The 12,943-nt window shown below is 62.7% G+C and carries 9 protein-coding genes, 1 tRNA gene and 3 pseudogenes; 8 read left to right on the top strand and 5 right to left on the bottom strand.

Annotated features, from left to right (window positions below; genetic code table 11):
• Window positions 1-11: 11 nt before the first annotated feature.
• The 5 genes from pal to ACIP1G_RS17285 all read left to right on the top strand — a co-directional run bounded on the left by pal (window position 12) and on the right by ACIP1G_RS17285 (window position 2,962).
• Entirely contained in the window at window positions 12-512 is a 501-nt protein-coding gene (gene pal / locus ACIP1G_RS17305; RefSeq protein ID WP_012273762.1) for a peptidoglycan-associated lipoprotein Pal, read from the top strand.
• Window positions 513-518: 6 nt separating this feature from the next.
• On the top strand, window positions 519-1,325 hold the full coding sequence (gene ybgF, locus ACIP1G_RS17300; RefSeq protein ID WP_400739114.1) for a tol-pal system protein YbgF: 807 nt from the start codon (window positions 519-521) through the stop codon (window positions 1,323-1,325).
• A 160-nt stretch (window positions 1,326-1,485) separates the two neighbouring features.
• On the top strand, window positions 1,486-2,133 hold the full coding sequence (queE, locus tag ACIP1G_RS17295; protein ID WP_400739111.1) for a 7-carboxy-7-deazaguanine synthase QueE: 648 nt from the start codon (window positions 1,486-1,488) through the stop codon (window positions 2,131-2,133).
• Between the two features lie 17 nt (window positions 2,134-2,150).
• A complete protein-coding gene (gene queC / locus ACIP1G_RS17290) occupies window positions 2,151-2,828 on the top strand; it encodes a 7-cyano-7-deazaguanine synthase QueC (RefSeq protein ID WP_400739108.1) in 678 nt (225 codons plus the stop codon).
• A 58-nt stretch (window positions 2,829-2,886) separates the two neighbouring features.
• Window positions 2,887-2,962, top strand: a tRNA-Lys gene (locus ACIP1G_RS17285).
• Between the two features lie 233 nt (window positions 2,963-3,195).
• On the opposite strand, the pseudogene ACIP1G_RS17280 reads toward ACIP1G_RS17285, so the two are convergent.
• The 4 genes and pseudogenes from ACIP1G_RS17280 to ACIP1G_RS17265 all read right to left on the bottom strand — a co-directional run bounded on the left by ACIP1G_RS17280 (window position 3,196) and on the right by ACIP1G_RS17265 (window position 7,707).
• A pseudogene (locus tag ACIP1G_RS17280) lies at window positions 3,196-4,156 on the bottom strand (cation diffusion facilitator family transporter).
• Window positions 4,157-4,225: 69 nt separating this feature from the next.
• Window positions 4,226-4,735, bottom strand: a pseudogene (locus tag ACIP1G_RS17275) (methyl-accepting chemotaxis protein); the annotation flags it as partial.
• Window positions 4,736-5,083: 348 nt separating this feature from the next.
• Window positions 5,084-5,785: pseudogene (locus ACIP1G_RS17270) on the bottom strand (HAMP domain-containing protein); the annotation flags it as partial.
• A 569-nt stretch (window positions 5,786-6,354) separates the two neighbouring features.
• Window positions 6,355-7,707 carry an APC family permease gene (locus ACIP1G_RS17265; RefSeq protein WP_400739106.1) on the bottom strand — a complete coding sequence of 451 codons (1,353 nt, stop codon included), beginning with the start codon at window positions 7,705-7,707 and terminating at the stop codon, window positions 6,355-6,357.
• A 448-nt stretch (window positions 7,708-8,155) separates the two neighbouring features.
• On the opposite strand from ACIP1G_RS17265, the gene ACIP1G_RS17260 reads away from it, so the two are divergent.
• Window positions 8,156-9,664 (top strand): YdgA family protein, encoded by a 1,509-nt coding sequence (locus tag ACIP1G_RS17260; protein WP_400739103.1) that lies wholly within the window; start codon window positions 8,156-8,158, stop codon window positions 9,662-9,664.
• A gap of 296 nt (window positions 9,665-9,960) precedes the next feature.
• A complete protein-coding gene (nadA, locus tag ACIP1G_RS17255) occupies window positions 9,961-11,019 on the top strand; it encodes a quinolinate synthase NadA (RefSeq protein ID WP_016711984.1) in 1,059 nt (352 codons plus the stop codon).
• Window positions 11,020-11,142: 123 nt separating this feature from the next.
• Here the strand turns inward: nadA and ACIP1G_RS17250 are convergent, their stop codons facing one another.
• Window positions 11,143-12,579, bottom strand: a complete 1,437-nt coding sequence (locus ACIP1G_RS17250; RefSeq protein ID WP_400739100.1) for a M48 family metalloprotease — start codon at window positions 12,577-12,579, stop codon at window positions 11,143-11,145.
• Window positions 12,580-12,701: 122 nt separating this feature from the next.
• Here ACIP1G_RS17250 and ACIP1G_RS17245 point away from each other — a divergent pair, with 122 nt between their 5' ends.
• Window positions 12,702-12,941: a sulfurtransferase TusA family protein gene (locus ACIP1G_RS17245; protein WP_225778857.1), complete on the top strand. Its 240-nt coding sequence runs from the start codon at window positions 12,702-12,704 to the stop codon at window positions 12,939-12,941.
• Window positions 12,942-12,943 lie beyond the last annotated feature (2 nt).

Here is a 12,943-nt window from a genome sequence, read left to right as displayed (position 1 = left end):
GGAGTTTCACGATGGAAATGCTGAAGTTTGGTAAATTTGCTGCGCTGGCTCTGGCCATGGCTGTAGCTGTAGGTTGCTCCTCGAAGGGCGGCGACAACGCTGGTGAAGGCGCTGCGGTCGATCCGAACGCTGGCTACGGTGCAAACACCGGTGCCGTTGACGGTTCCCTGAGCGAAGAAGCCGCCCTGCGCGCAATCACCACCTTCTACTTCGAATACGACAGCTCGGACCTGAAGCCAGAAGCCATGCGCGCTCTGGATGTTCACGCCAAGGACCTGAAGTCCAACGGCAACCGCGTTGTCCTGGAAGGCAACACCGACGAGCGCGGCACCCGCGAGTACAACATGGCTCTGGGTGAGCGTCGTGCGAAAGCCGTTCAGCGCTACCTGGTTCTGCAGGGCGTTTCCCCTGCTCAGCTGGAACTGGTTTCCTACGGCGAAGAGCGTCCAGTTGCCACCGGCAACGACGAGCAGTCCTGGGCTCAGAACCGTCGCGTAGAACTGCGTAAGTAAGTTCTTATGCGTATGTGCCGCCGTGTAGTAACCGTCCTCGCACTCAGCCTGCCGCTCGCGGCCTGGGCTGAGGTCCCTGTAGTAGATGACAACGCAGGCAGTTATCCGCCTTCGGGTTATGGCACGAGCGGCGCCTATGCCGGAGCAGGGGCTTCGACCCCTGCCTCTGCACAGGGCCAGCTGTTCATGCAGCTGCAACAGATGCAGGACCAGCTTTCCCGCCAGCAGGGCATCATCGAAGAGCTGCAGAACGATGTGTCACGCATGAAGCAGGAAAACCTGGAGCGATACCAGGACCTGGACCGTCGTATCAACAGTGGCGCAGCGCCTGCCGCGACCCCTGACAATTCCTCCGGAGGTGGTGCATCCAATGCCGCCCCCGATGCAGCAGCGGGTGCTGCTGCGCAACAACCGGCCGCCAATAGCGAGCCCGGTGATCCGGCGAAAGAAAAGCTCTATTACGATGCTGCTTTCGACCTGATCAAGCAGAAGGACTTCGACAAGGCCAGCCAGGCGTTCAACGCCTTCCTGCGCAAGTACCCCAACAGTCAGTACGCCGGCAACGCCCAGTACTGGTTGGGTGAGGTGAACCTGGCCAAAGGCGACTTGCCGGCTGCCAGTCAAGCCTTCGCCCAGGTTGGCCAGAAGTACCCGAAACACAGCAAGGTGCCAGATTCGCTGTACAAGCTGGCCGACGTCGAGCGCCGCATGGGCCACACCGACAAGGTCAAAGGCATCTTGCAGCAGGTCATCACCCAGTACCCTGGCACCTCTGCCGCGCAACTGGCCCAGCGAGACCTGCAAAAGCTCTAAGCAGTACCGTTGAAAAGAAACCCGCGCCAGTCGCGGGTTTTTTCGTTAGAATCATTGCCCTTTTTTCGTAAACACGCTGCTGCGGATAACGCTATGTCGAGTCCGCGACAGTGCCTGACGGAGGCTGGCAGCCTGTTTAGCTGTCACGCCCGTGGCGAGCATGCAAGACACATTACGTATCACCGAAGTCTTTTACTCTTTGCAGGGTGAAACGCGAACGGCTGGGCTGCCCACGGTATTCGTGCGCCTCACCGGTTGCCCCCTGCGCTGCCAGTACTGCGACAGTGCCTATGCCTTCACCGGCGGTACCATTCGCACCCTCGATTCGATCCTTGAGCAGGTCGCCGGTTTCAAGCCGCGCTACGTCTGCGTCACCGGCGGTGAGCCGCTGGCCCAGCCCAACGCCTTGCCGTTGCTGCAGCGCCTGTGTGACGCTGGTTACGAGGTGTCGCTGGAAACCAGCGGTGCGCTGGATATCGCCGGCACCGACACCCGCGTCAGCCGCGTGGTCGACCTGAAGACCCCGGGCTCCGAAGAGTCGCACCGTAACCGCTATGAGAACATCGAGCAGCTGACCCGCAACGACCAGGTCAAGTTCGTTATCTGTTCCCGTGAGGACTACGACTGGGCGGTCTCCAAGTTGATCCAGTACAACCTGGCCGAGCGCGCCGGCGAGGTGTTGTTCTCGCCCAGCCACCACCAGGTGAAAGCCAGCGACCTGGCAGACTGGATCGTTGCCGACAACTTGCCCGTACGTTTCCAGCTGCAGTTGCACAAGCTGCTGTGGAACGACGAACCCGGACGTTGATTGAGGAGCAAGCACACATGACAGACAAACGCGCAGTAATCCTGTTGTCCGGCGGCCTGGACTCGGCCACCGTGGTTGCCATGGCCAAGGCCGAAGGTTACAGCTGCTACACCATGAGTTTCGACTATGGCCAGCGCCACCGCGCCGAGTTGAATGCCGCTGCCCGTGTAGCTCGCGACCTGGGCGTGGTAGAGCACAAGGTCATTGGCCTGAACCTCGACGGCATCGGCGGCTCGGCCTTGACCGACAGCAGCATCGACGTGCCGGAAACACCGGGTGAAGGCATTCCGGTCACTTACGTGCCCGCGCGCAACACCGTATTCCTGTCGCTGGCCCTGGGCTGGGCAGAAGTGCTGGAGGCGCGTGATATCTTCATCGGCGTCAATGCCGTGGACTATTCCGGTTACCCGGACTGCCGCCCTGAGTTTGTCGAAGCCTTCGAGCGCATGGCCAACCTGGCGACCAAGGCCGGGGTCGAAGGCCAAGGCTTCCGCATCCAGGCTCCGCTGCAGAACATGAGCAAGGCGCAGATCGTGCAGGCCGGTATCGCGCGTGGCGTGGATTACAGCCTGACTGTGTCCTGCTACCAGGCCGACGATGATGGCCGCGCCTGTGGCAAATGCGACAGCTGCCGCCTGCGCGCCGACGGCTTCAAGGCCACCGGTGTCGAGGACCCTACGCGGTATTTTCAATAAAAAGTTTGATGGAGTATTGATTTCTCGTTAAAAATCAGTATTATACGCGCCATCCAACGGGTCGTTAGCTCAGTTGGTAGAGCAGTTGGCTTTTAACCAATTGGTCGTAGGTTCGAATCCTACACGACCCACCATACTCAGTACGTCAAAGCCCGCTACCAGAAATGGTCGCGGGCTTTTTCGTTTTCCACTGGCTTGGCTCAAATGTTTGGGTTGCGCGGTCCCCTGTAGGAGCGGCCTTGTGTCGCGATCGGGCTGCAAAGCAGCCCCGGCAATTTGTGCATCGGCGCTGAAACCCTGGGGCTGCTTCGCAGCCCGATCGCGACACAAGGCCGCTCCTACAGGGATCGCACAAGCTTCAGGTTGGTTATTCAGCCCATTCCGGATCGCCAGTGAACACCACCGTCAGCCAACGGTCCGGCCCTTCACCCCCCCACGGCATCACCAATCTCGTTGCGCCACGCATCCCATTCATCGATGGTCTTCGCCGCCATGGCCTTGGGCACGATGAAATACAGCTCGATCTCCCGCGAGCGCCCGACCTTGGCCACATAGGCGCGGTACGACTGCAGCCCGTGGCGGGCAACAAAGGCCTTGGCCACTTCATCCACATGCAGCTTGAGGTCGTTGGGTGTCACCAGGAAGATTTCCGACAGGGCCTGGCGCACCACCGACAGCGGCAGCGGCACAATCACCAGGCACACCAGCGCCAGTACCGCGGGGTCGATGTACGGCGATACCCACTCCAGCGCTGTACCCTGCACCGCGTAACCAAAGCAGAAGGCGACCAGCAGTGCGGCGGTAATGCTGGCCGACATCACCCAGCCCTTGACGTCCATGCGCACGAAGTCCGACTTCAGCGTGCGGTTGGCGCGGGCTTCGACCACGGCAATGCTCACGCAGGTGATCACGGTCAGCAGCGCATAGACCATGGCAATGCCGAATTCCAGGTGACGCCCGCCTTGCAGCAGGCTGCTGACGGCGTTGATCAGCGCATAGATGGCCACGCCGCTGAGCAGGATGCCGTTGAGCGCCAGCACCATCGGCTCCAGGTGCCAGAAGCCCATGGTGAAGCGCTCGCGCAGCTTGCGTGACATCTGCACGCTGGTGGTGTGCGAGGTGATCAGCTTGACCACCACCAGTGACAGCCCGCTCATGCTGGCATCGACCAGCGAGTAGACACCGTCGAACACGATGGAGAACGAGCCGGAAGCCAGGCCGAAGGCGATGCCGATGGTGGCGATGAACAGGGTGACGGCGATCGAGGTGCGTAACAGGCCCTGCTCGCTGGTGATGTCGAAGAAGGTGGAGCGGGTTGGGGTTTGCATAAATTGTGCTCGGTAAAATCGATAGTGCTGTAGTGCCTGGGGGGGGCCTCTTCGCGAGTAAACCCGCTCCTACACGCGGAATTGCTCCATCAGCGCCTGTTGCTGGTTCGCCAGCCGGTTCAAGGCCTGGCTGATACGTGCCGATTCATCGGCCTGGCCTGCCAGCGACTCGGTCACATCGCGAATGCCGGCCACGTTGCGGTTCACTTCCTCGGCCACCGCGCTCTGCTCTTCGGCCGCCGAGGCAATCTGCAGGTTCATGTCGCTGATCACTGCCACCGCCTCGCCAATGCGTTGCAGCGCTGGCAGCGCCTGTTCCATGCGCGCGGCGCTGTGCTGGGCCTGGCGCTGGCCTTCGTGCATGGCGCCGACCACGTCCTGGGTGCCTTGCTGCAGGCCTTCGATGACCTGGCGGATTTCCTCCACTGACACCTGGGTGCGCTGGGCCAGGCCGCGCACTTCGTCGGCGACCACGGCAAAACCACGCCCGGCTTCGCCGGCGCGGGCCGCTTCGATGGCGGCATTCAGCGCCAGCAGGTTGGTTTGCTCGGCGATGGTGCGAATCACTTCCAGCACCGAGCCGATCTTGCCGCTACGGTCTTCCAGTGCCCGCGCCTCGTCCATGGCGTTGTTCATGCCGGCGGCCAGGCGATCGATGCCCTGGCGGGTGCTGTCGATCAACTGCAGGCCTTCCTGGCTGGCCTGGTCGGCAGCGCGCGCGGCCTGGGCAGCCTGCGAGGCGTTATGCGCGACATCCAGGGCGGTGGCACTCATTTCGTTGGCGGCAGTGGCCACCTGTTCGATTTCGCGGTGCTGCTGCTGCATGCCGTTGCTGGTCTGGCTGGCGATGGCGGCCGACTGGTCGGCAGTGCCACGGGCTTCCTGCAGCGAGCCTTTGACCTGGGCAATGACCGGCTGCAGCTTGTCGAGGAAGCGGTTGAACCAGCCGGTGAGCTGGCCCAGTTCGTCCTGGCGGGAATAGTCCAGGCGGCGGGTGAGGTCGCCTTCGCCGCTGGCGATGTCCTTTAGCCGCGCGGCCACGGCCAGGATCGGCCGGGTAACGCCGCGTGCAGTCAGCCACACCAGCAGCAAGCCGATCACGGCAGCGCCCAGGCCGATCAGCAGGCTGGTGAGGTTGGCGCTTTGGTTGTGCGCGTCCAGGCGCTGGTTGAGGGCGACGGCGGGTGCCTGCAACACGCTTTCCGGCAGTTCCAGCAACACCTGCCAAGGGGCGGCGTCAGGGATTGGCGTGAAGGGGTGGGTCACGCGCAGCAGGCCGTCGGCTACCGCCTTGTCCATGGGCTTGCCGAGCTTGCTGTCGTCACGGCTGTTGCCGGCTAGCAGGCCAGCCGCGCTGGCAATACTGACCTGGCCCTGGCCGTCGAACAGTTCGCGGCGGCCGTCCAGGCTCAGTTGCTGCAGGTTGGCCAGGCCGATGTCCAGGCCGACCACGCCGACCACCTTGCCGTGCTCCAGCAGCGGCAGGGCGATGCTGGTCATCAGCACCTGGCGGCCATTCACCTCGTCGAGGTACGGTTCGAGCATGCAGGTTCTGCGGGTGTCCTGCGGGCAGGTCAGCCAGCGGTTCTTCGCCGCGCCGTTGCTGCCAATGCTGGTATCGCCGAGCATGGATTCCGGCATGGCTTCAAGCTCCAGGGTGCCGGGGCGTGGTTGCGACCAGTACAACGAGAAACGCCCGCGTTCATTGCTGCCAGCGGCATCCTGGCCAATGTACTGGCTGTCCGGGCCCAGCGCATCAGGCTGGAACACCAGGTAGAGGCCGATCACATCCGGGTTGCCGGCCAGGCTGGCATGGGCCTGGCGCGTCAGCTCGGCGCGCAGGTCGCTGCCACCACGGGCCTTCAGCACTTGCACCAGCCGGGCAAAGCCATTGCCGTACTGGTAGGCATCCATGAAGTAGCGCTGAATACGCAGGGCCTGGGTTTCGGCGTGGGCCTGCAGGCGCAAGCGTGCGCTGCTGTCGAGCATGGCGGTGTTGGCCTGGTTGACCAGCGCCGCGCTGCGCCGCGCCTGGGTCAGCGAGGTGGCCACCAGCAAGGCGACGATGGCCAGCAGGCACAGGCCGGCCAGCAGGGTGATCTTCCACTGGATGGAGAGGCGACGCAGCGGCATGAGGGCTTCCTTTTCGATCAAGTACAACGCCCGCGGTCAGGCGCGGGCGTTGTTGGCAGCGTGGGTCATTCGGCAACATAGTTGGGCGGCGCCGCGCGGAAGGCTTTGGTCAGCCAGCCCAGGTAGATCAGGCCGAGCGCAGCCCAGATGCCGCCGAACATCAGCGAGTGCGCATTCAGGTCCAGCCACAGCGAGACGATGATGCAGAAGCCGATGGTGGGCAGTACCAGGTACTTCAGCTGGTTGGCCAGGCCCTTGCGGTTGCCTTCGCGCAGGTAGCAGTGGTTGATCACCGACAGGTTGACGAAGCTGAACGCGACCAGCGCACCGAAGTTGATGATCGAGGTGGCGGTGACCAGGTCGAAGAAGATCGCCGACAGCGAAATAACGCCCACCACGGCAATGTTCAGCACAGGTGTCTTGTAGCGCGAATGCAGGCGCGCGAAGACGCTGGCCGGGATCACGTTGTCGCGGCCCATCACGTACAGCAGGCGCGACACGCTGGTCTGCGAGGCCAGGCCCGAGGCAATGGTGTTGATCACGGTGCAGGCGATGAAAATCGACTGGAACAGCTTGCCGCCGACGTACAGGGCTATTTCCGGCAATGCCGCTTCCTGGTCATGGAAGCGCGCCATGGTCGGGAAGTAGGCCTGGATGAAGTACGACACGGTGATGAACACCACGCCGCCGATCAGTGCGGTGAGGAAGATCGCGCGGGGGATGGTCTTGGCCGGGTCGCGGGTTTCCTCGGACAGGCAGGTGACCGCGTCAAAGCCGAGGAACGAGAAGCACAGGATGGTCGCGCCGGCTGCCAAGGCGCTGAACTGGGTCTGGCTGTCGGCGAATGGCAGCAGGCTCCAGGCAGTCCCCAGCCCTTCGCCGTGGTCCAGGCCGCGTACGCACAGGTAGATGAACACGGCGATGATCGCCACCTGCACGCCCACGAACAGCAGGTTGAAGTGCGCCACCAGGTTCACGCTGCGCATGTTGATCAGGCTGATCAGGCTGACGAAGCTGGCCACCCAGATCCATTCCGGTACTTCCGGGAACATGGCCGACAGGTAGAGTTTTGCCAGCAGCGCGTTGACCATCGGCAGCAGCAGGTAGTCCAGCAGCGACGACCAGCCGACCAGGAAGCCCACGTGCGGGTTGATTGCGCGTTGGGTGTAGGTGTACGCCGAGCCCGACTGCGGGAAGCGTTTGACCAGGGTGCCGTAGCTTACGGCGGTGAACAGGATACCGGCCAACGCCAGGATGTAGGCGCTGGGCACATGGCCGGCGGTAATCCCGCTGACGATGCCGAACGTGTCGAACACGGTCATCGGGGTCAGGTAGGCCAGGCCAATGATGATCACGTGCCAGAGGCGCAAGGTTTTGCGGAGTTGGCCGTTGCCGGAAGCGCTTTGGTCAGGCTGCATGCTGGCTTGGCTCCTGCTGCTGGGCGTAAACGGCGGGCACGGTGTATTGCGCATGCGGCAAGGGCGAGCGGGTGGGCTCCATGTTATTCACCTTTTATGTTGGAGCAGCGGGAGGCGCGGGGGGGAGCGCGCGAAGTGGTGAAAATAAAAAACGAAGGGTAGGTTGGTGTCAAGTTAAACATGACAAGATGTTGCTGAATTGAAATATTTATCGATTTAACTGGGGTTTTGTTCGGATTTTGCGCGGTTTTTTGCGGATATGATCAATCGGCGTGTTCGTAAAAATTAACGATTCGTCAGCCTTGCCCAGCCCAGTGTCGGACGCTTCCGAAATATGGGATTTCTTGGCCGAGACCACCGCTCGGCCCAGCCGGCGGTGGTACTCTTCGCTTTCTGCGTGGCCCTTGGCCGCTTACCAAGCCCTTACGGACAGCATTCGGTTCAATTCATGAAGAAATCAGTTGGCATCCTTTCCGGCCTGGCTATCGCCATTGCCGTCGCAACCACGGTTGGCGCCTGGTACACCGGCAAGCAGCTGCCTGCCGAACTGGACAACGCCCTGGCCCGCAGCAACGTCGAACTCAAGAAGGCCCTGGTAAGCACCGGTGGCAGCATGAGCATCGAGCGGGTGTCGCTGGAGCAGCGTTTCTTCAGCAGTACCGCCCAGTACCGGTTCAAGGCCCGCGATATCAACCTCGGTGAAGGCGAGGTGGTGAATTTTGATGTGGGCGTGACCGACCAGATCGAACACGGCCCGTTCCCTTGGTCTCGGGTCAAGGCACTGAAGCTGATGCCGGTGCTGGCGGTCAGCAACAGCACGCTGCAAAAGGACGATGCCACCGCGCCGTGGTTCGCCGCCGCAGGCGAGCAGGCCCCGATCAGCGCACAGACCAGCCTGGGGTACGACGGCAATGTCGTAAGCGATGTCCGGCTGGCCCCGGTCAAGCTCGATGAAGCGGATGGCAACAGCGTCGATTTCTCGGGTATGCAGTTGCAAGTCAGTGGTGACAAGGAAGGCAAGGCTTCGACATTCCATGGCACGGCCGACCGTTTCGTGATGAAGCTGGTGCGCGACGACCAGCCGCCTGCCACGTTCGAGCTCAAAGGCCTGACGGTCGCTGGCAACCTGGCCGCCACCGCGCACGACGCCATCTATGTCGGCAAGGTCGACCTGACGTTGGCCGAAACCAAGGTCACCCTGGGGCCCAGGCAGCAAGTGCTGCTGATCAAGGGCCTTCAGCAAAATGCCCTGCAAGCCCTGGACGGCCCGGATACCGTGGGTGGCCGCGTGGAGTACAAAGTAGGGGATATCAGCTGGGACGGCCGCGCGGTGGGCAAGGCCCAGCTGGCGGTGAGTGTTACCTCGGTCAACGCGCCGGCGCTGCAGGCGTTGTCGAAGTGGTACCAGGCGCACCTGCCGGAGTTCGAGGCCGCATCTGCCGCCGGCCAGCCTGTGCCGCAAATCCAGATGGACGACGCGGAAAAGGCCAGGTTCCATGGCGACCTGCAGAAACTGCTGGCGGCCAAGCCCAAGGTGGCGGTGGAAAACCTGTCGTTCAAGACTGCCAATGGCGAAAGCCGCTTCAACCTGTCGATGGACTTCGCTGCCCCGGCCAGCTTCGACCTGCCAGCGGATCAGTTGAGCAAGCAACTGATCACCGAGGTGAAGAGCAAGCTGTCGCTGTCCAAACCGATGATCGGTGACCTGGCGACCTTGCAGGCGCTGTTGGACGGCCAGAGCGATGCCCAGGCGATTGCCATGCAGTCGAGCCAGGCGGGGGAGATGGTGGGCATGATGGCGTTGCAGAGCGGCATGGCCACCGTGCAGGGCGATGACGTGGTCAGCAGCCTGCACTATGCCGACGGCATGGTCGATTTCAATGGCAAGAAGATGACCGTGGAAGAGTTCGCCATGCTCATGGCCGCGCACCTGGCGGCCCTGTCGCCGCAGGGGTGATGGTTTCTCCTGTTGCGGCCTCTTCCCGGGTGAACCCGCTCCTACAAGGATTGCACAGATGCCACAGGCTGTTGTGATCCTGTAGGAGCGGGTTCACCCGCGAAGGGGCCAGCACAGGCAACACAAAAACCCCTTTAGTAATCGCTGGATTGCCTGTAGCCTTCGGCCTCCGATAATAATCCGCGCCCGCAGAGGGCCGTGGCGGCCGATGTGCCGTCCGGCACCCTTAGCCGATCTGTCAGGGCCGGGTGATACACTCGATTTGACGCGCACGCGCGCCTGCAGGTCCAGCGATCATGACCCAGATTTCCGAACGCCTGTTGGTTCAGGCCCACCTCGACGCCAAGCAGCCCAACCCGCTGACAGCCGAGCAGGAGGCCGAATACCGCGCGGCCATTGCTGCCGAGCTCAAGGCCCAGAACGCCGTGCTGGTCGCCCACTATTACTGCGACCCGGTTATCCAGGCGCTGGCCGAAGAAACCGGCGGGTGTGTGTCCGACTCGCTGGAAATGGCCCGCTTCGGCAAGAACCACCCTGCCGAAACCGTGATCGTCGCCGGTGTGCGCTTCATGGGCGAAACGGCCAAAATCCTCACCCCGGAAAAGCGCGTGCTGATGCCGACCCTGGAAGCCACCTGCTCGCTCGACCTGGGTTGCCCGGTGGAAGAGTTCTCGGCCTTCTGCGACCAGCACCCTGAGCGCACTGTGGTGGTCTACGCCAACACTTCTGCTGCCGTGAAGGCCCGCGCCGACTGGGTAGTGACTTCGAGCTGCGCGCTGGAAATCGTCGAAAGCCTGATGGATAACGGCGAGACCATCATCTGGGGCCCGGACCAGCACCTGGGCCGTTATATCCAGAAGCAGACCGGTGCCGACATGCTGCTGTGGGACGGTGCCTGCATCGTTCACGAAGAATTCAAGTCGCGCCAGCTGGCCGACATGAAGGCGCTTTACCCGGACGCAGCAATCCTGGTGCACCCCGAGTCGCCGGAAGCGGTGATCGAACTGGCCGATGCGGTGGGCTCCACCAGCCAGTTGATCAAGGCTGCCCAGACCCTGCCGAACAAGACCTTCATCGTCGCCACCGACCGCGGCATCTTCTACAAGATGCAGCAGCTGTGCCCGGACAAGGAATTCGTCGAAGCGCCTACCGCCGGTAATGGCGCGGCGTGCCGCAGCTGCGCGCACTGCCCGTGGATGGCGATGAACACCCTGGAGCGGGTGTTGCATTGCTTGCGTAATGGCGGTGATGAAATCTTCGTGGATCCGGCGCTGGTGCCCAAGGCGATCAAGCCGCTGAACCGCATGCTGGACTTTACCCAGGCGGCGCGGCTGAAGTTGTCTGGTAACGCCTGACTGTAGACCGCGTCGCTTTCTTCGCGGGTAAACCCGCTCCCACAGGTACAGCGCAGCGCTCACGGGCGGTGCGGTCCCTGTGGGAGCGGGTTCATCGAAGCGTCGAACCGCCGCGAATGGCCCTCAACGCCCCATCATTTCCTGAACCATGCGCCGCTGCTCCATGATCTCGCGCTGGCGCTGGTCAATCTGCGAAGCCAGCGGGAAATTCCCGCCCGCCCGGCGCTTGGCGTAATCCAGCTGCTGGATTGCCTGGTCAAAATCCCCCACCAATGTGAAGTACTCGGCCCGCGCCCGGTGCAAGCCGATGGTATTGCCCGACAACCCGCGCACTTCGGCCATGTCGTACCACACGTCCGGGTCATCCGGCCGGCTCTTCACCAGCTCGTTCAACACCTTCTCCGCCTCGGTTGGCTTGTTCTGCTTCACCAGCAAATCGGCGCGTACCTGTTTCAGCGGGTAGTTGCCTGGGTACAGCCCCTGCATGCGCTCGGCCCGCTGTTGCGCGTCGGCCAGGCGGTTGTTGGTGATGTCCAGGTCGATCTGCGCCAGGTTGTAGGTAATGTCGTTGGGCGCCTTGGCCAGTAGCGGCTTTAGCATTTCCCGCGCTTCGTTTAGCTGGCCACCCTTGATCTGCGCCAGGGCCAGGCCGTAACGCGCAGCGTCCAGCTTGGGGTCTTCGTCCAGCTGGGCGCGGAAGCGCTTGGCGGCCAGCCCCGGGGTGCCTTCGTAGGTCAGCGCCACCCGGGCCCGGATCAGCTGGTAGCGCATGGTGTCTTCTACACCCCCTTTGGGCGCCTGGTCGGCGCGGTTGCGGGTGTCGGCAATACGCGATTCGGTCACCGGGTGAGTCAGCAGAAATTCCGGTGGCTTGGCGTCATAGCGATATTGGCGCGCCAAACGCTCGAACATGGTCGGCATGTTACGCGGGTCGTAACCGGCTTTTTCCAGGTTCTGAATGCCGATGCGGTCGGCTTCCTGTTCGTTCTGCCGCGAGAAACGCCGCTGTTCCTGGATGGCTGCCGCCTGGGTGCCGGCGATCATGCCGATGCCGGCATCGCCAGCGCCCCCGGCCGCCAGCACGATACCGGCCAGCAGCGCCGCCATCATCGGCAACTGCATGCGCTGCTGCGCCTCGACACCACGGGCGAAGTGGCGTTGCGACAAGTGCGCCAGTTCGTGCGCCAGTACCGAGGCATACTCGCCCTCGGTCTGGGCATTGAGGAACAGCCCGCCGTTGACCCCGACAATGCCACCAGGGGCTGCGAAGGCGTTGAGCTCGCGGCTGTCGATGAGGATGAATTCCAGGCGCCGGTCCTGCAACTGGCTGGTCTCGGCCAGGCGATACACGCTGGTTTCGACGTAGTCCTTGAGCTGCGGGTCGTTGAGCTGGTTGACCTGGCCGCGCAGCAGGCTCAGCCAGGCACGGCCGAGCTGGTGTTCCTGTTGCGGCGAGACGATCGCGGAACTGGCGTCACCCAGTGATGGCAGGTCGTCAGCATGGCCGGGGAGGGCCAACAGGCAGGCCAGCGTCAGCAGGGTAGGGCGCAGTAGATTCATGCATGAAACTCGCGTCGGATCAAAGATACCTACTGTAGCGGGCTCACACGTTGGCGACCAGTGGCGCTATCCTAGCCAGCCATGCCAACAAGCAGTCTGGCAATGCCTTTGGAGACCCCGCGATGAGTGACACCCTGACCTGCGACGCCGAACTGGACGCCAGCGGGCTGAATTGCCCTTTGCCGCTGCTCAAGGCCAAGATGGAGCTCAATCGCCTGGCCAGCGGCGCAGTACTCAAGGTGATCGCCACGGATGCCGGCTCGCAGCGTGACTTCCGCACTTTCGCAAGGTTGGCCGGTCATACCTTGCTGCAGGAAACGGCCGAGGCCGGTACCTATACCTACTGGCTGCGCAAGGCCTGAGT

Origin of the sequence: Pseudomonas sp. NPDC089392, from assembly GCF_044749595.1 — a bacterium.
In the GTDB taxonomy this organism is placed as follows: Bacteria; Pseudomonadota; Gammaproteobacteria; order Pseudomonadales; family Pseudomonadaceae; genus Aquipseudomonas.
Note: the sequence above shows the minus strand (reverse complement) of the source record. Positions and strands in the feature narration are given on the sequence as shown.